We start from the raw sequence: 17,736 nt of genomic DNA, 5'->3' as shown, positions 1-17,736 counted from the left end.
CGAGGATTTATGCCTCCTGCCTCTTCCATCCCGACATAGGGAAGCGTTCCCTCATCCCCTCCCCGGGCGGGAGGAGGGCGGTGCTTGCAGGCCCTGGATGTGGACGTTCACCTCGGCGACCGGCAGCCCGACGATGCGCTCCACCTGATATTTGATGGCCTGCTGGACGCTGTGGGCGACGGCGATCAGGCGGACGCCGTAGGCCAGGATGAGATACACGTCGATGACTAGGCCTTCCGGCCGTTCCCGGATCTGGATGCTGCGCCGGGCGTCGGGCGCGAAGAAGTTGGCCACCGCATCGGTCATCCGATGGGGAGCCAGCCCCACCACCCCGTAGCACTGGGTGAGAGCCCGGGCGACCACCGTCGCGATCGCGGAAGGCAGGACCTCAATTCGTCCCAGCGCGCTCTGTTCGTGCATGCCTTGCGCTCCTTCCTGCTCGTCAGGAAACCCCTGAGATCATCCCATGGCGCTTTCCCCGGGTCCGATGTCCGAGCGGGTGTGCCCGCTCAGCCGGGTCGACCGGCGGCGATCTCCGGACATCCGGTTACTATCTTAACCTGAAGTTGCCATCGGTTCCGCCGGGGAAGGTTTGGGAGCGAGGTGGCGGACCCTGGAGAGGGGGCCGCTTCCCGCGACCGCTTGCGTTAAAATAGAAAAGCACTTGCGGGACGGATCATCCCTTCGCTTCTCCTGCAGGCCATCCGGAGGGGCGGAGGCTGTGGGGAGAGCAGCCGGCGAAGGAAACCGAGATCCTGAGGGAGGCGACCATGGCGCAGGAAGTTCAGCGCGCTTATGGGACGGTGACGGTGAAGCGGGGGCTGGCCCAGATGCTCAAGGGCGGCGTGATCATGGATGTGACCAACGCGGAGCAGGCGCAGATCGCCGAGGAGGCAGGGGCCGTCGCGGTCATGGCCCTGGAACGCGTCCCCGCGGACATCCGGGCTCAGGGCGGGGTGGCCCGTATGGCGGACCCCGAGAAGGTCCTGGAGATCATGGAGGCCGTGACCATCCCGGTGATGGCCAAGTGTCGCATCGGCCATTACATGGAAGCCCGCATCCTCGAGGCCCTGGGCGTGGACTTCATCGATGAGTCCGAGGTTCTCACCCCCGCCGACGAGCAGTATCACATCAACAAGTGGGAGTTCAAAGTCCCCTTCGTCTGCGGCGCGCGGGATCTCGGGGAGGCGCTCCGGCGGATCGCCGAAGGGGCGGCGATGATCCGCTCCAAAGGGGAGGCGGGGACCGGCAACGTGGTGGAGGCGGTGCGCCACGCCCGGGCCATCATGGGGGCCATCCGGCGCATTCAGGGAATGGGGGATGAGGAGCTGGTGGCCTACGCCCGGGAGATCGGCGCGCCCTACGAGCTGGTCCTGGAGACCAAGCGCCTGGGCCGACTGCCGGTGGTGCTCTTCGCCGCCGGGGGGATCGCCACCCCTGCGGACGCCGCCCTGATGATGTGGCTGGGGATGGACGGCGTCTTCGTGGGGAGCGGGATCTTCAAGAGCGAGAACCCCTACAAGCGGGCGCGGGCCATCGTCGAGGCGGTGACCTACTGGCAGGAGCCGGAGATCCTGGCCATGGTCAGCCGCAACCTCGGCGAGCCCATGTATGGCATCGACATCCGACAGCTGACCGAGGCTCAGCGCCTGGCCCTGCGGGGCTGGTGAGCGCCTGTCCGGGATCCTGGATCGGGAGGTGAAGCGTGAGGATCGGCGTGTTGGGCCTGCAAGGGGATTATCTGGAGCATCACCAGGTGCTCCGCCGCCTGGGAGTGGAGACGGTGGACGTGCGCCTCCCGCAGCATCTGGAAGGGGTGGATGGCCTGATCATCCCGGGCGGGGAGAGCACGACCATCGGAGCCCTGGCGGAACGCTACGGGTTGATGGAGCCCCTCCGCCGCATGGCGGAGGCGGGGAAGCCCATCTGGGGCACCTGCGCCGGCATGATTTTCCTGGCGAAGGACGTGGGACGGCCTCAGCCCACCCTGGGGCTGATGGACATCCGGGTGCGGCGGAACGCCTTCGGCCGGCAGATCGACAGCTTCGAGGTGGACCTGGAGATCCCGGCCCTGGCCCGCCTGGGCGACCCCCGTCCGTTCCATGCGGTGTTCATCCGGGCGCCCCTCATCGAAGCTGTGGGGCCTGGGGTGGAGGTCCTCGCCCGGCTGGAGGACGGGTCCATCGTCGCGGCGCAGCAGGGGCACCTGCTGGCCACCGCTTTCCATCCGGAGCTGACCGAGGACACCCGGTTCCATCGGTATTTCCTGGAGCTGGTCCGTCAGGTAGCCCGCGGATGATCCGGTTCTTCCGGTTGCGGGATGGGCCGCGGTTCCTGGCCGTCCTCCACGAAGGCTTCTATCTCGACGAGCGGGCGGCACGGGTGGGCCGCTTCCGACCGGTGGAAGCGGCCACCGCTTCGTTGTTCTTCCCCGATCTGATCCCGGTGCGGACGCTGACCGACGGCGAGGGTTCTCGCTTCCTTCAGCTGAGCTATCGGCGAAAGGGGGAGGAGCTGCGCCTGTTGTTCGGAACCCCTATTCCCTCCTCCCCGGATCCGGAGGCGGTGGCCGGGTGGGAAGCGCTGTTTCACGCGCTGGCGGAATGGGCCGCAAGGAGCGGCACCCGACGGCTGATCGCAGAGGTCGGTGGGGACGAGCTCCGGCTGGCCTTTCTGCGTCAGGTGGGGTTCCAGCCCCTGCGGCGCGATCCGGTATGGGCCGGCTCCGCTCAGGTTGTGGAGCATGCCTTCCAGATCCCTGCGGATCCGGAAGGCTTCTCCCGATGGGCGCTCCATCGGGGGCCCGGAGGGGCCTGGCTGGAGGAGCTGCGTCATACCCGGGAGGATCCCCTCTCCACCCTGGCCGGTTGCATCCGGGAGCTGGGCCCCCGGTGGCGGCATCCGGTCTACGTGCAGGTGCGACGGGAAACCCCGGAGATCGTGAGGGCGTTGCGAGAGCTGGGCTTCCAGCCGGCCTTCTCGCTCTGGCGGATGGTCCGCTGGATCGCGATCCCGGTGCCTGCCTCGGTCCCGGAAGGTGTGGAAGCCGGGGCATCGGCGTTTCCCGCTTTCCCCTGCCAGACATATCCCTGGCCATGCAGCGGTATCTCGAGGAGGTGAGCCCCCTCCCCTCGGATCCGGATAGGGCTTTCCAGTTTTCTGGGCTTAGGCCCTTCCGAAAGGGTGCGAGGCCTTCCAGGTTTGTAGGCAGGCGATCCCTTTCGGCCACATACGTAGGGCAACTGCGAGCAGTTGCCCTGCATTCGGAAAAACCGGAAAGCCCTGGGATCCGGAGGAAGGACGGATAGGAGAAAGGCTGTTCCAGGTATAATGGAGGTATCCATATCGCGGAGGTGTTCCGGCCTGAGCGCCGGGGGCGGTCGGACGGGCCCTGGAACGGGGGTTTCCCTCATGACGCAGCCTGGAATCCGATCCGGAACCATTGCGGTGGATTTCCTTACGCCCACCCATCGGATCTCAGCTCAGATGACGCTGAGAGGCCGTGTGCTGGCAGACGTCCTGAACGATGTCCGCACCTCCTTCCTTCCCCTGGAGGCGGTGTTCCTCTCCCGTCTGGAAGAGCCTGCCCGCATCCTCAAAAGCTTTGGAGCAGCTATCCTCAGCAAGAACCATATCACGATGGCGATCGTGAACGTGGGCGTCGAGCTGGCGGTGAAGGCCATCTCCCCCACCTACGGCACCCGCAAGGTTTATGGCGTGTTCGCTACGATACCGGGTTTCGAGATCGAAGGGACGATGGAGTTCCACGGCCGTCCGGATCTCCACGCCCTGCTGGTCACCAATGTCGAGCGCTTCCTCCCGATCCTGAACGCCCGGGCGGTGATGACCGGACGGCCGGAGAGCCGCTTCGCCGGCGAGCTGATCTTCATCAACCGCGATTTCATCGGCCTGTTCTCCCTCAGCGGAGAGGTGGCCCAGGGATGACCCGGATCCTGGTGATCGATGATGACCTCGAGCTGTTGCAGATGATCCGCCTGATGCTGGAGCAGGACGGATACGAGGTGTTCACCACCGCCGATGGGGCGGATGGGATCGCCAAGACGCGCCAGCTGCAACCGGATCTGGTCATCCTGGATCTGATGATGCCGGAGGTTGACGGCTTCCAGGTGCTCCAGGCCATCCGTAACGATCCGATCGTCAGCGACACGCCGGTCCTGGTGCTCACGGCGCGGGCGCAACCGGTGGACCGGGAGGCAGCTCTGGCTGCCCGAGCCGATGATTACCTGGCCAAGCCGGTTTCCCATAAGGAGCTCCGGGATCGGATCCGGGAGCTCCTGAACCGGCGCCGGCGTGCGGGTGGGGCGGGGCATGTGGTGCTCTTCCTGGGCCTGCGCGGGGGGACGGGGACGACCACCCTGGCGGTCAACACCGCGCTGGCCCTGGCTCGGAGCGGCCCCACGGTGCTGTGGGACGCGAGCCTGAACTCCGGGCACGCCGGGTTGCATCTGCGCCTGGCCCCCCGCACCTCCTGGCTGGACTGGTGGGAGAGCGGGCGGTCGCCCGTCGAGCTGGAGAACTACCTGATGGCGCATCCCACCGGGCTCCGCCTGCTCCCGGCTCCTCTGGTGCCTCCGACCGGGATGCTGGATGAGACTCAGGTGGGGCCGACGCTGGATCTGCTGCGCGAGCGGTTCGCCTTCATCGTGGTCGATGGCCCGGCCACCCTGCTGCCCATCGGCCTGGCCTTCTGCCGGCTGGCGGATGAGCTCTTCTTGGTGATGAGCCCCGAGGTGGGGGCGCTGCAAACCACCGTGATGACCCTACGGGCCCTGCAAGGGGCGGGGATCTCGATGGAGCGGGTTCAGGTGGTGCTGAATCACGCCACCGGTCCGGGCACCCTGAGCCCTCAGGCCATCGAACGGGCGCTGGGCCGCCCACCCCTCTTGGCCATCCCCTTTGATCCCCTCCAGGCCACCGCTCTGGTCCAGGGGACGCCCCTGATCCTCAGCCACCCCAGCGGGCCCGTGGCCAGCGCGGTCCAGCGCCTGGTCGGCCAGATCGTCTCCGCCGTGCGCCCGTTGTAGAGGTGCTCCGCCAATGATCCGTGTGGTGCCTTTGGGACCGCTGCGATTTCCGTCCAGGAGGGCGATGGATGAGCGTCTTCGACCTGTTCTGGATCTTCCTGATCTTCAGCACCATGTTCCCGGCCTTGCAGCGGCGCCTGCTGGAAGAGGCCCGCACGCGGCTCATCCGTCAGATTGAGCGCCGACGAGGGACCCGGCTCATCACCATGATCCATCGCCAGGAGACCATCGGGTTCTTCGGTCTCCCGATCTCCCGCTACATCGATATCGAGGACTCCGAGCAGGTGCTCCGGGCGATCCGCCTGACCCCTCCCGACATGCCCATCGATCTCATCCTCCACACACCAGGCGGGCTGGTCCTGGCCGCCGAGCAGATCGCCCAGGCCCTGGTGCGGCACCCGGCGAAGGTCACCGTCTTCATCCCGCACTATGCCATGTCGGGCGGGACCCTGATCGCCCTGGCCGCCGATGAGATCGTGATGGATGAGAACGCCGTCCTGGGGCCGGTGGACCCCCAGCTGGGTCAGTATCCCGCGGCCTCTATCCTGAAGGTCGTGGAGACCAAGCCCCTGGCCAACATCGAGGATCACACGCTGATCCTGGCGGACATCGCCCGCAAGGCGATGGCCCAGGTCCGCTCCACGGTGATCGAGCTGCTCACCGCCAACGGTATGGAGGAAGAGCGGGCGGCGGCCATCGCCGAGGCCCTGAGCAGCGGCCGCTGGACCCACGATTACCCCATCTCGGTGCGGGAAGCTCAGGCCCTGGGCCTGCCCGTCCGGGTGGGTCTGCCGGAGGAGATTTACCATCTGATGGAGATGTTCCCCCAGGCCACCCCGCGACGGCCCTCGGTGGAATACATCCCCATGCCTTATCGCCATGAGGGGCCCGGACCGCGCCCGACTGCCGGCCGCTGAGCGCTCCCCGGGCAGGCCGGCGGAGGCCAGGTCCGGGCGCCAGGTTCCCCTTCCATCTGAAAGATTGTTGCCCCTTCTCTACAGATTTAAAATGACATAGCAGCCCGGATTTGTCCCTCGGATGGATTGGGTTCGGAAGGGCTCCCTCTCGGCGTGCGCCCAGAAGGGGGCCCTCCTGATCTTCTCTCATCCAGGAGCCCATCACCGCTGGGCCTTTTCGGGATCGAGGCCCGGAAGGAGGGAGCGGCCATGGGAACGCGGTGGATCTATCTCGATCATTCCGCCACCACACCGGTGGATCCTCGGGTGGTGGAGGCGATGCAGCCCTATTTCACCGAGATCTACGGCAACTCGGCGTCCATCCATCGCTTCGGCCGGGCGGCGGCCAGGGCCCTGGAGGAGAGCCGCCGGACGGTCGCGGAGATCCTGGGTTGTCATCCTACCGAGGTTGTGTTCACCGGGTCGGGGACCGAGAGCGACAACCTGGCCCTGCGGGGGGTGGCGTTCGCCCAGCGCCGGGCCGGCCGGGGCAATCATCTCATCGTCTCCTCCGTGGAGCATCATGCCGTGCTCAACACCGCCCGCCAGCTGGAGGAGGTCTTCGGCTTCGAGGTCACCTACCTGCCGGTGGATGAATACGGCATGGTGGACCCCGATGAGGTGGGGCGGGCGATCCGCAAGGACACCATCCTGATCAGCGTGATGTATGCCAACAACGAGGTGGGCACCATCCAGCCCATCGCCGAGATCGCCCGCATCGCCCGGGCCCGCGGGATCCCCTTCCACACCGACGCGGTCCAGGCGGGGGGGATGCTGGACCTGGACGTGAACCGGCTGGGGGTCGATCTGATGACCCTGTCGGCCCACAAGTTCTACGGCCCGAAGGGGGTGGGAGTGCTCTACATCCGCCAGGGGACGCCGTATCTGCCGGTCATCACCGGGGGCGGGCACGAGCGGGGTCGCCGGGCCGGCACGGTGAACGTGGCCGGGATCGTGGGGCTGGCCACGGCCCTGCGCCTGGCCCAGGAGAGCCGGGAGAGCGAGAACGCCCGGCTGCGGCGGCTGCGCGATCGCCTGATCCAGGGGATCCTGGAGCGGGTGCCGGAGGCGCGCCTGACCGGCCATCCCACCGAGCGCCTGCCCCATCACGCCAGCTTCGTGTTCCGGGGGATCAACGGCGAGGAGCTCCTGCTGGCCCTGGACGTGGAGGGGATCGCCGCCAGCACCGGCTCCGCCTGCACCAGCGGCCGGCCCGAGCCTTCGGAGGTGCTGCTGGCGATGGGCCTGCCCCACGAGTGGGCGGTCGGCTCCTTACGGCTCACCCTGGGCAAGTCCAACACCGAGGAGGACATCGAGACCGTCCTGGAGGTGCTGCCCCGGGCCGTCGCCCGCCTGCGGGAGATGCAGGCCATAGCGGCGTGAGGGTCGCCGATGCTCGCCCATACCGTTGAGGTTTATCTCAAACTATTGCCCTACATCCGAGAGACTCCGCAGCAAACGATCCGGCTCTCCTACGATGCCGAGGCGGATGTGTTGTATGTGAGTTTCGGCGATCCTCTTCCGGCTACTGAGAGCGAGCTGACGGATGAGGATATCATCGTTCGTTATCGCGAGGGGCGTGTGCTCGGTTACACCATCCTTCACGCCAGCCGAAGGGGCTTCCTCCGGGGGGAATAACCCGGCCCAGGATGTGCGGAGGAGGACTGATGGGCGCGGAGCGGATCCAGGAGACGCTGGAGGACGTTCATTACCCCGAGGGAGATGGGCGGCCGGTGGCGGAGACGGAGATCCATCGGGACAACCTGTTCAACCTCCTCTTTGCCCTTCGTCACTTTTTTGAACATCGCCCGGATGTGGTGGTCAGCGGCAACCTGCTGATCTACTACGTGGAGGGGAACCCGCGGGCTGTGGTGGCGCCGGACCTCTTCGTGGTCTTCGGGATCCCGCGTCGGCCCCGTCGGATCTATAAAGTGTGGGAGGAAGGCAAAGGGCCCGATGTGGTGATCGAGCTGACCTCGGCCTCCACCCGCTGGGAGGATCTGGGGTCCAAGAAAGGCCTCTACGAGGCCCTGGGGGTGCAGGAGTATTTCCTGTTCGATCCCTTTGGGGAATACCTGAGTCCGCCCCTGCGGGGGTTTCGCCTGTCCGCGGAAGGCTACCGTCCCATCCCGCCGCAGACGGCCGAGCCCATCACGCTGCGCAGCGAGCTCCTGGGCCTGGATCTGCGAGCGGAAGGGGAGTGGTTGCGGCTGGTCGAGCCCGGAAGCGGCCGGAAGTTACCCACGCCGGATGAGGTGTGGGCCGCCTGGAAAGGAGCAGGATGACCCGTGTGGTGGTGGCGATGAGCGGCGGCGTGGACAGCAGCGTCGCCGCCGCCCTGCTGGTGGAGCAGGGCTATGAGGTGATCGGCATCATGCTGCGTCTGTGGGGCGAGGGCGAGAGCGCCGGCGCCTCGACCAACCGTTGCTGCACCCTGGAGGACATGGAGCTGGCCTACCGGGTGGCCGACCATCTCGGCATCCCCTTCTACGTGCTCAATGTGGCCGATTTCTTCAAGAAGACGGTGGTCGATTTCTTCATCGCCGAATACCTGGCCGGCCGCACGCCGAACCCATGCCTCCGGTGCAACCGCTTCGTCCGCTTCGATTGGCTGTTGCGGCGGGCCCGGGCCCTGGGAGCGGAGTTCCTGGCCACCGGCCACTACGCGCGGGTTCGCCAGGTCGATGGGCGCTACCAGCTCTTGCGGGGGGTGGATCCCCGCAAAGATCAGTCCTATGTGCTCGCCGTGCTGGGGCAGGCGGAGCTGCGCCACGCCCTGTTCCCCGTGGGCGAATACACCAAGGAGCAGGTCCGGGAGCTGGCCCGCCGCTTCGGGCTCCCGGTGGCCGAGAAGCCCGAAAGCCAGGACCTGTGCTTCCTCCCAGACGGGGATTATCGGGCCTTCCTGCGCCGCCACGCCCCAGAGGCCCTCCGGCCGGGCCCGATCCTGGACACGCGGGGTCGGGTTCTGGGGGAGCACCAGGGGCTGGCCTTTTACACCATCGGCCAGCGGCGCGGCCTTGGGATCGCCGCCGGGGTTCCCCTTTACGTAGTGGATCTGGATCCGGAGCGCAACGCGGTGATCGTGGGGACGGCGGAGGAGCTGGGCCGCCGCGTCGCCTTGCTGGAGGGCCTCCATTTCGTCAGCGGAGAGATCCCTTCGGAGCCCTTCCGGGCCACCGTGAAGATCCGGTATCGAGCCCGGGAGGTGCCCGCCTGGATCCTGCCCATGCCCGACCGCCGGGCGCAGGTGATCTTCGACGAGCCCATGCGGGACCTCACGCCCGGGCAGGCGGCGGTGATGTATGAGGGGGAGGTGGTGCTGGGTCTGGGGATCATCGTCCGCGCGGAGCGGGAGCCGTCCCCGGAGGCCATGGAGGCCATCCCGGCGCGCGCCGCCCTCTCCTGAGGTCCCATCCTCTTCATTGCGCCTCCGATCCCCCCTGTGGTATCCTGGGCTCCCGGCGAGATCCAGCCCGAGGTGGCGCACGGATCATTCATGGAGCGCCTGAAGGGAGAGGTCGGATGAGCGAGCCCTTTCTTTCGATCATCATCCCCGCCCACAACGAGGAGCGCCGGCTCCCGGCGGCCCTGGAGCAGATCGATCGTTTCCTGCGGATGTGGGACCGCTCCGCCGAGGTGATCGTCGTGGAGAACGGCAGCACGGATCGCACGGCGGAGATCGCCGAGGCCTTCGCCCGGGATCACCCTTACGTCCGCCTGATCCGGGAGCCCCGCCGGGGGAAGGGCCTGGCCGTCCGCCGGGGGATGCTGGCCGCCCGGGGCCGTTATCGCTATATCTGCGATGCCGACCTCTCCACGCCCATCGAGGAGGTGGTGAAGTTCCTCCCCCCGCAGCTGGACGGCTTCGACATCGCCATCGGGAGCCGGGAGGCCCCCGGCGCCCGCCGCATCGGGGAGCCCCTCTATCGCCATGTGATCGGACGGGTTTTCAATGCCATCGTCCGCTTCCTGGCCCTCCCGGACTTTCAGGACACCCAGTGCGGCTTCAAGATGTTCCGGGCCGAGGTGGCGGAGGATCTCTTCCGGGTCCAGCAGCTGGACGGCATGAGCTTCGACGTGGAGGTGCTCTTCATCGCGCGGCAGCGCGGCTATCGCATCGTGGAGGTCCCCGTGACCTGGTATTTCAACCCGGAGAGCCGGGTCCGGCTGTTCCGGGACAGCCTGAACATGTTCCGCGATCTGTTTCGGATCCGCTGGAATGCCTGGAAAGGTCGCTATGCCCGGCCGGAAATCCGCCTCCCTTCCGCGTCCGACCCTGGTTGAGGAGAGGGCCTTCTGGCGGCAGGGCTATCGAAGGGTCGCCGGCTTGGATGAGGCGGGCCGGGGCGCGTGGGCGGGGCCGGTGGTGGCCGCCGCGGTGATCCTCCCGCCGGAGCCGGCGCGGTTGCGCGCGACGCTGGCCGCGGTGCGGGACTCCAAGATGCTGACCCCGGCGGAGCGAGAGGCGCTCTTGCCGGAGATCCTGCGGGTGGCCCTCGCGGTGGGGGTGGGGATGGCCGGGCCGGAGGAGATCGACGCCCTGGGCATCGTCCCGGCCACCCGCCTGGCGATGGAGCGGGCGCTGCGGGCTCTTCCGATCCCCGCGGAGGCTCTGATCGTGGACGCCCTGACCCTGCCGGTCTCGCTCCCGCAACGGGTTCTGGTGCGGGCGGACGCGCGCTGCCTCTCGGTGGCGGCCGCCTCCATTGTGGCCAAGGTGACGCGGGATCGATGGATGGTGGAGGTGGATCGGCTCTACCCGGCCTACGGCTTCGCCCGGCACAAGGGCTACGGCACCCCGGCCCACCGGCGCGCCCTCCACCTCCACGGCCCCAGCCCCATCCACCGTCGAACCTTCGCCCCGGTCCAGGGCCTCCTCTTCCGCGAGGGGGAGGAATCGTCCTTCTGTGGGGACATTCGAGGCGGGTGATCCGAGGATGCGCGTCGCGCTGGTCCATGACTGGCTGAATCAGATGGGCGGGGCGGAGGTGGTGCTGGAGGCCCTGAAGGGGATCTTCCCCGGGGCCCCCATCTACACCAGCATCTACGACCGCCGCCGCATGCCGGCCCGCTACCGGGAGTGGGAGATCCGCACCACCTGGCTGGACGCCCTCCCATTTATCCACCGCTATCATCAGCTTTACCTTCCCCTTTACCCCCTGGCCTTCGACGCCCTGAACCTCTCGGATTACGATGTGGTGCTGTCGAACAAGAGCGGGTTCTGCCACGGGGTGGTCACCGGCCCCTCCACCGTTCATGTGTGCTATTGTCTGACCCCCACCCGTTACGTCTGGGGCTACGAGGAATACGTGGCCCGGGAGCGGCTGCCCCGCTTCCTCCGGGGCGGGTTGCGGCCGCTGATCGCCGCCCTCCGGCTCTGGGATCGCCTGGCCGCCGACCGGGTGGACCTCTTCATCGCCATCTCCACGGAGGTGGCCCGGCGCATCCGCAAGTTCTACCGGCGTCCGTCCCTCCTCCTGCATCCTCCGGTGGAGGTGTCCCGCTTCCAGCCCGCCTCCCGGGTCGAAGACTACTACCTGATCGTCTCCCGGCTGGTCCCTTACAAGCGGATCGACCTGGCCATCCAGGCCTTCAACCGGCTGGGGCGGCCCCTGGTGATCGTTGGGGACGGTCGGGATCGGCCCCGGCTGGAGGCGATGGCGGGCCCGACCGTCACCTTCCGGGGGCGCGTCTCCGATGTGGAGCTGGCGGAGCTCTACGCCCGGTGCCGCGCGTTCATCTTCCCGGGGGTGGAGGACTTCGGGATCGCCCCGGTGGAGGCCATGGCGGCGGGACGGCCGGTGATCGCCTTCGCCGCCGGCGGCGCCCTGGACACGGTGGTGGAGGGGGTGACCGGGGTGTTCTTCCGGGAACCCACCCCCGAGAGCCTGGCGGAGGCGGTCCGGCGTCTGGAGGAGCTCCGCTTCGATCCCTGGGACATCCGCCGCTATGCCGAGCGGTTTGACAGGCGGAGGTTCCAGGAAAAAATAGAGGAAATTGTGGAAGCGACGTGGGAAGCCGCGCGCCGGGGCCAGGAGGTGGAGGCCGCCCTGCTGGCCCGGTTTCAGGATCTCGCCGTTGCGCTCCGGAGCCCTGTGGGATGACGCTGGAAGATCTGGCCCGTGTCCTGAAGCGCTGGGGATGGCTGGCCCTGATCCCCACGGCCATGGGGGTGCTGGCGGCGGCCTTCGCCCGCCCCGCCCCGCCGGCGTATCAGGCATCCATCCGCTTCGCCGTGGGAGTTCGGCCGGGACAGCCGGCCGACTATGATTACGACGGCTACTATCGGTGGCTGTCCAGCGAATACCTGGCCGCCGCCGCCTCGGCCTGGATGCGCAGCCGGGATTTCGCGGAACGGGTGGCGGCGGTCCTTTCCGGGCAAGGCCCCGCGCTCCCCGCGCCCGCCGTTCAGGGAGCGATCGCCACGGATTACCAGCGCTCCCTGGTGGTCCTGTATGTCACGGCCCCGGATCCCAAGACGGCCGAGGCCATCGCGCAGGCGGCGGCCCGGGTGGCCCGCGAGGAGGTGGGCCGGGTGTGGCCCCAGGCGGTGGGGACAGGGATCCTCACGCCGCTGGACGTCCCGGTGGCCTCGCCGACGGCTCCCTCCCTGCGCGCCCGCCTGGAGGGGCTCTTCCGGATCGCCCTGGGGCTCCTGCTGGGGCTGACCCTGGCTTTCCTGGCCGATTTCACCGATCCGCGGATCTGGGATCGCCGGGACGTGGAGCGGCTGGGCCTGCGGGTCCTGGGGGAGATCCCGAAAGGAGGGGAGCGGGGCGCCGAATGAACTCGACCGGGGGAGGCCTTCGGCCGGCGGTCGGCATGCGCGCCGAATGAATTCGGCCTCCAGGGGCCTTCGGCCGGCGGTCGGCCTGCGCCGACCGGGAGGGTGTCTTTTGCGTCGGCGGAGGCCGACGCCCGGCGCGTCAGCGCCTTGAGAGGCCGATTTCAATCGGCGCGAAAGCCTACGGTCGGGGGTTGGCCTGTGCGCCGAATGAATTCGGCCTCCAGGGGCCTTCGGCCAACGGTCGGCCTGCGCCGACCGGGAAAGCGCTCTTTGCGTCGGCGGAGGCCGACGCCCGGCGCGAGAGCGCCTGGGAAGGCCGATTTCCAATCGGCGCAACAGCCTTCGGCCGGCGGTCGGCATGTGCGCCGAATGAATTCGGCCTCCAGGGGCCTTCGGCCGACGGTCGGCCTGCGCCGACCGGGAAGGTGCCTTTTGCGTCGGCGAAGGCCGACGCCCGGCGCGCGGCGCCTTGGAAGGCCGATTTCAATCGGTAGGAGCGGCTTTCGCCGCGACCACGGCGGGATCGAGGAGAAGGGGTTTGGGCTCCAGGAACGGCTTTCAATGCGACCCCTTGTGGGATCGAAGAAGGCAGGGGTTGCGGGCGGAAGGCCTTTCCCTCAGGAATGATCGCCGTTGCCATTGAGGCGCCGGTTCGGGGCTGAAGCCCCTCCTGCGATGAGGTTTTCATCCCGGCCGATGTCGGGCCGGCGCAAACGATCGGAAGCGCATCCCTTCGGTGAGGTTGGCGGATCGATGAATCTGTGGGATCTGATCTACATCCTGCGCCGATGGGGCTGGCTGATCCCGGTCCTGGCCGGAGCCACTGCCCTGAGCGCCTTCGTCTTCAGCCGGCTGCAGACGCCGGTTTACCGGGCGGTGGCGACGATCGCCGTGCAGCCGGCCCGGCCGGACTTCGGCCAGAGCCAGGCGGCCAAAACCCTGCTCAGCAGCTACGTGCAGATCATGTCCAGCACCTACGGCGGAGGGGATCTCCACCAGCCCTCCGCCAGCCGCGTGATCCAGACCCTGCAGCTGGACATGACGCCCGAGCAGCTGAAGCGGAGCGCCATCTTCTCCGCCGACGAGCGCAGCCTGCTCATCGAGCTGGAGGTCCGCTCTTACGCCCCGGAGGTGGCCCAACAGATCGCCCGCACGTGGGCGGAGCTGTTCGTCGAATGGCGACGCACGGAGAACCAGCGATTGCGCCAGGAGGATCAGATCGACGCCCTGCTGGTGGATCAGCCGGTCGCCGGCCGGTTCCGCCCCCAGACGACGTTCAACGTGGCGGCCGGAGCCGTGCTGGGGCTGGTGCTGGGCGGGGCCCTGGCCTTGCTGGCCGGATGGCTGGAGCTGGGGGCCGCCCGGGCCTCCGAACAGTGGTTGCTCCTCCAGCACTACCTCCGGTTGCTGCGCCGGCGGGGCTGGGCCCTGGTGGCCTTCCCCGTGCTGGCCGCCGGAGCCGCTTTCGTCTTCAGCCGGCTGCAGACGCCGATGTATCGGGCGGTGGCGACCATCGCCGTGCAGCCGGCCCGGCCGGACTTCGGCCAGAGCCAGGCGGCCAAAACCCTGCTCAACAGCTACCTGGCGATCCTCTCCAGCGTCTACGGGGGCGATCATCCCGATCAGCCCTCGGCGCGCCGGGTGATCCAGGAGCTGGGGCTGACGATGGCCCCCGAAGCGCTGCGGCGGAACATGTCCCTCTCCCTGGACGAGCGCAGCATGGTGATCCGCCTGGAGGTCCGGGCCCCTGACGGCGAGCTGGCGAAGCGGATCGCCAAGCGGTGGGCGGAGCAGTTCGTCGAGTGGCGGCGGAGCGAGAACAAGAAGCTCCGCCAGGAGGATCGGATCGACGCCCTCCTGGTGGACGAGCCGATTTACACCCGGTTTCGGCCCCAGACGCGGGTGAACGTCGCCATCGGCGGGCTGCTGGGGTTCGCCCTCGGGCTGGGGGTGATGTTCTTCCAGGAGGGCCTGGAAAACCTGCGCCGGTGGATGGCGGCCCCGGCGGCCGCCCGCCTCCCCGGACCGATCCCCGGCCCGACCTCCCGGCCATAGGGGAGGCTCCCGCATGGAACGGCCGCTCCCGCAACCCGTCGCCGAGGCGTATCGCATCCTGCGGATGAACCTGGAGGCCCTGCGGCTGGAGCATCCGCTGCAGGCGCTGCTTCTGGCCCCCGCCTCCCCGGGGGAGGCTGCCGACGCCGTGGCGGCCCATCTGGCCATCGCCTTCGCCGAGGCCGGCCGTCAGACCCTTCTGGTGGACGCGGACCTGGAGCGCCCGGGGCTGCACCGACGGTTCGGCCTCTCCCCCGTCTCCGGGCTGGCCGCCCTGATCGGCGAGGGGGGCGGATCCATCGACGCCAGCCTGATGTCCACGGGGGTCCTGGGGTTGTGGCTGCTGCCGGCCGGCGCCGCGGAGCCGCCTCCGGCCGCCCTGCCGGCCCGTCGGGCCGGGGAGCTCCTGCAGGCCCTCCGGCGGCGGGCCGAGCGCATCCTGATCTGCGCCCCCGCGCCCCAGCGCTCCAGCCGAACCCTGGCCCTGGCGGAGCATTGTGACGGGGCCCTCCTGATCGTCCGCGCCCGCCGCACCCATCGGGCCGACCTGCTCCGCGCCCGGGAGGCCCTGGAGCGGCTTCATATTCCCATCCTGGGCGTGGTCCTGCAGCGGTGAGCGATTTCGAAAACATCAAAACCGGGAGGGGAAGGATGAGCGGGATCAAAGCGCTGATCCTGAGCGGGGGGAAGGGGACCCGCCTTTACCCCCTGACCTTCACCAGCGCCAAGCAGCTGCTCCCCATCGCCAACAAGCCGGTGCTCTTCCGGGTGATCGAGACGGTGAGAGACGCGGGGATCACCGACATCGGGATCGTGGTGGGGGACACCGCCCCGGAGGTGATGGCGGCGGTGGGGGATGGGAGCCGCTGGGGCGTGCGGGTCACCTACATCCGCCAGGAGGCTCCCCTGGGCCTGGCCCATGCGGTGAAGATCTCCCGGGATTACCTGGGCCAGACCCCCTTCGTGATGTTTTTGGGCGACAACGTCATCCAGGGCGGGATCCGCCATCTGGTGCGGATGTTCCTGGAGAGCGACTACGACGCCCAGATTGTCCTCAAGGAGGTCCCGGACCCCCAGCACTATGGCGTGGCGGAGCTGGCCGACGGGCGCATCGTCCGGCTGGTGGAGAAGCCGCGGGAGCCCCGCAGCAACCTGGCCCTGGTGGGGATCTATCTTTTCCGGCCGCCGATCTTCGAGGCCGTCGAGGCCATCCGCCCCAGCTGGCGGGGCGAGCTGGAGATCACCGACGCCATCCAGTATCTGGTGGAGAAGGGCTACAAGGTCTATCCGTATATCCACACGGGGTGGTGGATCGACACGGGCAAGCCCATCGACCTGCTGGCGGCCAACAGCCTGGTCCTGGAGGAGCTGGAGCCGCGGGTGGAGGGCTATGTGGATCGGGACTCGGCCCTGGAGGGGAAGGTGGTGATCGAGCGGGGGGCGGAGATCATCAACAGCCGCATCCGCGGGCCGGCCATCATCGGCGAGCACACCCGCATCATCAACAGCTACATCGGTCCCTTCACCAGCATCTATCATCACTGCGAGATCATCAACAGCGAGATCGAGCACAGCATCATCCTGGAGCACTGCCGCATCGAGGACATCCCCCGCATCGCCGACAGCCTGATCGGCCGGCGGGTGGTGATCACCCACTCCCCCATGAAGCCCCGGGCCTATAAGTTCACCCTGGGGGACTACAGCCAGGTGGGGATCCTTTGAGGGGCATCCCGTTCCCGGATCGGGCGCGAACACGCGGATGAGGCGGCTCGGCCCCATCGGGGGCTTGCCGGGGGCAGCCGGTCGGGATCCCTTTCGGCCCCTCGCGGCGCCTTCTTGCGCCCTGCGCCTTCGCTCCGGGGAGGGGGTCCCGATGGCAACGGCGATCATTTCTGGGGGAAGGGCTTTCCGCACCGCAACCCCTGTCTTCTCGATCCCGCCGTGGTCGCGGCTGAAGCCGCTCCTGCCGATTGAAATCAGCCTTCCAGGGCGCTGCGCGCCGGGCGTCGGCCTCCGCCGACGCAAGAGACACCTTCCCGGTCGGCGCAGGCTTTCACGCCGATTGGAAATCGGCCTTCCAAGGCGCTGCGCGCCGGGCGTCGGCCTCCGCCGACGCAAGAGACACCTTCCCGGTCGGCGCAGGCTTTCACGCCGATTGGAAATCGGCCTTCCAAGGCGCTGCGCGCCGGGCGTCGGCCTTCGCCGACGCAAAAGGCACCTCCCGGTCGGCGCAGGCTTTCACGCCGATTGGAAATCGGCCTTCTGAGGCGCTCCGCGCCGGGCGTCGGCCTTCGCCGACGCAAAAGACACCCTCCCGGTCGGCGCAGGCCTTCACGCCGATTGAAATCGGCCTTCCAAGGCGCTGCGCGCCGGGCGTCGGCCTCCGCCGACGCAAAAGACACCTCCCCGGTCGGCGCATGCCGACCGCCGGCCGAAGGCCTTCACGCCGATTGAAATCGGCCTTCCAAGGCGCTGCGCGCCGGGCGTCGGCCTCCGCCGACGCAAAAGACACCTCCCCGGTCGGCGCAGGCTTTCACGCCGATTGGAAATCGGCCTTCCAAGGCGCTGCGCGCCGGGCGTCGGCCTTCGCCGACGCAAAAGACACCCTCCCGGTCGGCGCAGGCTTTCACGCCGATTGGAAATCGGCCTTCTGAGGCGCTGCGCGCCGGGCGTCGGCCTTCGCCGACGCAAAAGGCACCTCCCGGTCGGCGCAGGCTTTCACGCCGATTGGAAATCGGCCTTCCAAGGCGCTCCGCGCCGGGCGTCGGCCTTCGCCGACGCAAAAGGCACCTCCCGGTCGGCGCAGGCCGACCGTTGGCCGAAGGCCCCTGGAGGCCGAATTCATTCGGCGCGCATGCCGACCGCCGGCCGGAGGCCTTCACGCCGATTG

At 68.4% G+C, this 17,736-nt stretch carries 18 protein-coding genes; 17 read left to right on the top strand and 1 reads right to left on the bottom strand.

Annotated features, from left to right (window positions below):
* Nucleotides 1–51: 51 nt before the first annotated feature.
* Nucleotides 52–420: an Asp23/Gls24 family envelope stress response protein gene (locus tag KNN16_RS08950; RefSeq protein WP_303896463.1), complete on the bottom strand. Its 369-nt coding sequence runs from the start codon at nt 418–420 to the stop codon at nt 52–54.
* 350 nt (nt 421–770) lie between these two features.
* Here KNN16_RS08950 and pdxS point away from each other — a divergent pair, with 350 nt between their 5' ends.
* From pdxS to KNN16_RS08865, 17 genes are all read left to right on the top strand, one after another.
* The gene (gene pdxS / locus KNN16_RS08945; protein ID WP_088571443.1) at nt 771–1,670 is read left to right on the top strand and encodes a pyridoxal 5'-phosphate synthase lyase subunit PdxS; all 900 of its coding nucleotides are present in this window, start codon (nt 771–773) and stop codon (nt 1,668–1,670) included.
* A gap of 35 nt (nt 1,671–1,705) precedes the next feature.
* Entirely contained in the window at nt 1,706–2,299 is a 594-nt protein-coding gene (pdxT, locus tag KNN16_RS08940) for a pyridoxal 5'-phosphate synthase glutaminase subunit PdxT (RefSeq protein WP_299286064.1), read from the top strand.
* Complete coding sequence (locus tag KNN16_RS08935) at nt 2,296–3,120, top strand: hypothetical protein (protein ID WP_303896461.1); 825 nt, start codon at nt 2,296–2,298, stop codon at nt 3,118–3,120. The genes pdxT and KNN16_RS08935 overlap by 4 nt, the downstream gene beginning before the upstream one ends.
* 366 nt (nt 3,121–3,486) lie before the next feature.
* Nucleotides 3,487–3,945 (top strand): hypothetical protein, encoded by a 459-nt coding sequence (locus tag KNN16_RS08930; RefSeq protein ID WP_303896460.1) that lies wholly within the window; start codon nt 3,487–3,489, stop codon nt 3,943–3,945.
* Nucleotides 3,942–5,045 (top strand): response regulator, encoded by a 1,104-nt coding sequence (locus tag KNN16_RS08925; RefSeq protein WP_303896459.1) that lies wholly within the window; start codon nt 3,942–3,944, stop codon nt 5,043–5,045. Before KNN16_RS08930 ends, KNN16_RS08925 begins: the two co-directional genes overlap by 4 nt.
* Nucleotides 5,046–5,113: 68 nt before the next feature.
* Nucleotides 5,114–5,962 (top strand): ATP-dependent Clp protease proteolytic subunit, encoded by an 849-nt coding sequence (locus KNN16_RS08920; protein WP_299288611.1) that lies wholly within the window; start codon nt 5,114–5,116, stop codon nt 5,960–5,962.
* Nucleotides 5,963–6,211: 249 nt separating this feature from the next.
* Nucleotides 6,212–7,384, top strand: a complete 1,173-nt coding sequence (locus KNN16_RS08915) for a cysteine desulfurase family protein (protein WP_299288613.1) — start codon at nt 6,212–6,214, stop codon at nt 7,382–7,384.
* Between the two features lie 9 nt (nt 7,385–7,393).
* Nucleotides 7,394–7,639, top strand: coding sequence for a DUF2283 domain-containing protein (locus tag KNN16_RS08910; protein ID WP_303896457.1), 246 nt, complete (start codon nt 7,394–7,396; stop codon nt 7,637–7,639).
* 29 nt (nt 7,640–7,668) lie between these two features.
* Entirely contained in the window at nt 7,669–8,286 is a 618-nt protein-coding gene (locus KNN16_RS08905) for a Uma2 family endonuclease (RefSeq protein ID WP_303896456.1), read from the top strand.
* Entirely contained in the window at nt 8,283–9,410 is a 1,128-nt protein-coding gene (gene mnmA, locus KNN16_RS08900) for a tRNA 2-thiouridine(34) synthase MnmA (protein WP_299287753.1), read from the top strand. The genes KNN16_RS08905 and mnmA overlap by 4 nt, the downstream gene beginning before the upstream one ends.
* A gap of 116 nt (nt 9,411–9,526) precedes the next feature.
* Nucleotides 9,527–10,288 (top strand): dolichyl-phosphate beta-glucosyltransferase, encoded by a 762-nt coding sequence (locus KNN16_RS08895; protein WP_299287756.1) that lies wholly within the window; start codon nt 9,527–9,529, stop codon nt 10,286–10,288.
* Entirely contained in the window at nt 10,242–10,934 is a 693-nt protein-coding gene (locus tag KNN16_RS08890) for a ribonuclease HII (RefSeq protein ID WP_303896455.1), read from the top strand. The genes KNN16_RS08895 and KNN16_RS08890 overlap by 47 nt, the downstream gene beginning before the upstream one ends.
* Nucleotides 10,935–10,941: 7 nt before the next feature.
* On the top strand, nt 10,942–12,108 hold the full coding sequence (locus KNN16_RS08885) for a glycosyltransferase (protein WP_303896453.1): 1,167 nt from the start codon (nt 10,942–10,944) through the stop codon (nt 12,106–12,108).
* A complete protein-coding gene (locus KNN16_RS08880) occupies nt 12,105–12,791 on the top strand; it encodes a hypothetical protein (protein WP_299287768.1) in 687 nt (228 codons plus the stop codon). Before KNN16_RS08885 ends, KNN16_RS08880 begins: the two co-directional genes overlap by 4 nt.
* A gap of 753 nt (nt 12,792–13,544) precedes the next feature.
* The gene (locus KNN16_RS08875) at nt 13,545–14,846 is read left to right on the top strand and encodes a YveK family protein (RefSeq protein WP_303896451.1); all 1,302 of its coding nucleotides are present in this window, start codon (nt 13,545–13,547) and stop codon (nt 14,844–14,846) included.
* A gap of 13 nt (nt 14,847–14,859) precedes the next feature.
* Entirely contained in the window at nt 14,860–15,462 is a 603-nt protein-coding gene (locus tag KNN16_RS08870; protein ID WP_303896450.1) for a CpsD/CapB family tyrosine-protein kinase, read from the top strand.
* A gap of 44 nt (nt 15,463–15,506) precedes the next feature.
* Nucleotides 15,507–16,568 (top strand): glucose-1-phosphate thymidylyltransferase, encoded by a 1,062-nt coding sequence (locus tag KNN16_RS08865; RefSeq protein WP_369685893.1) that lies wholly within the window; start codon nt 15,507–15,509, stop codon nt 16,566–16,568.
* Nucleotides 16,569–17,736 lie beyond the last annotated feature (1,168 nt).

The organism is Thermoflexus hugenholtzii (assembly GCF_018771565.1).
Lineage (GTDB): Bacteria > Chloroflexota > Anaerolineae > Thermoflexales > Thermoflexaceae > Thermoflexus > Thermoflexus hugenholtzii_A.
Note: the sequence above shows the minus strand (reverse complement) of the source record. Positions and strands in the feature narration are given on the sequence as shown.

Bases quoted from the DNA above. Each gene is read 5' to 3' on its own strand.
- KNN16_RS08925 (WP_303896459.1), top strand. From the start codon at position 3,942: ATGACCCGGATCCTGGTGATCGATGATGACCTCGAGCTGTTGCAGATG.
- mnmA (WP_299287753.1), top strand. From the start codon at position 8,283: ATGACCCGTGTGGTGGTGGCGATGAGCGGCGGCGTGGACAGCAGCGTC.
- KNN16_RS08920 (WP_299288611.1), top strand. From the start codon at position 5,114: ATGAGCGTCTTCGACCTGTTCTGGATCTTCCTGATCTTCAGCACCATG.
- pdxS (WP_088571443.1), top strand. From the start codon at position 771: ATGGCGCAGGAAGTTCAGCGCGCTTATGGGACGGTGACGGTGAAGCGG.
- KNN16_RS08910 (WP_303896457.1), top strand. From the start codon at position 7,394: ATGCTCGCCCATACCGTTGAGGTTTATCTCAAACTATTGCCCTACATC.
- KNN16_RS08885 (WP_303896453.1), top strand. From the start codon at position 10,942: ATGCGCGTCGCGCTGGTCCATGACTGGCTGAATCAGATGGGCGGGGCG.
- KNN16_RS08915 (WP_299288613.1), top strand. From the start codon at position 6,212: ATGGGAACGCGGTGGATCTATCTCGATCATTCCGCCACCACACCGGTG.
- KNN16_RS08880 (WP_299287768.1), top strand. From the start codon at position 12,105: ATGACGCTGGAAGATCTGGCCCGTGTCCTGAAGCGCTGGGGATGGCTG.
- KNN16_RS08930 (WP_303896460.1), top strand. From the start codon at position 3,487: ATGACGCTGAGAGGCCGTGTGCTGGCAGACGTCCTGAACGATGTCCGC.
- KNN16_RS08905 (WP_303896456.1), top strand. From the start codon at position 7,669: ATGGGCGCGGAGCGGATCCAGGAGACGCTGGAGGACGTTCATTACCCC.
- KNN16_RS08875 (WP_303896451.1), top strand. From the start codon at position 13,545: ATGAATCTGTGGGATCTGATCTACATCCTGCGCCGATGGGGCTGGCTG.
- KNN16_RS08935 (WP_303896461.1), top strand. From the start codon at position 2,296: ATGATCCGGTTCTTCCGGTTGCGGGATGGGCCGCGGTTCCTGGCCGTC.
- KNN16_RS08890 (WP_303896455.1), top strand. From the start codon at position 10,242: ATGCCCGGCCGGAAATCCGCCTCCCTTCCGCGTCCGACCCTGGTTGAG.
- KNN16_RS08895 (WP_299287756.1), top strand. From the start codon at position 9,527: ATGAGCGAGCCCTTTCTTTCGATCATCATCCCCGCCCACAACGAGGAG.
- KNN16_RS08870 (WP_303896450.1), top strand. From the start codon at position 14,860: ATGGAACGGCCGCTCCCGCAACCCGTCGCCGAGGCGTATCGCATCCTG.
- KNN16_RS08950 (WP_303896463.1), bottom strand. From the start codon at position 420: ATGCACGAACAGAGCGCGCTGGGACGAATTGAGGTCCTGCCTTCCGCG.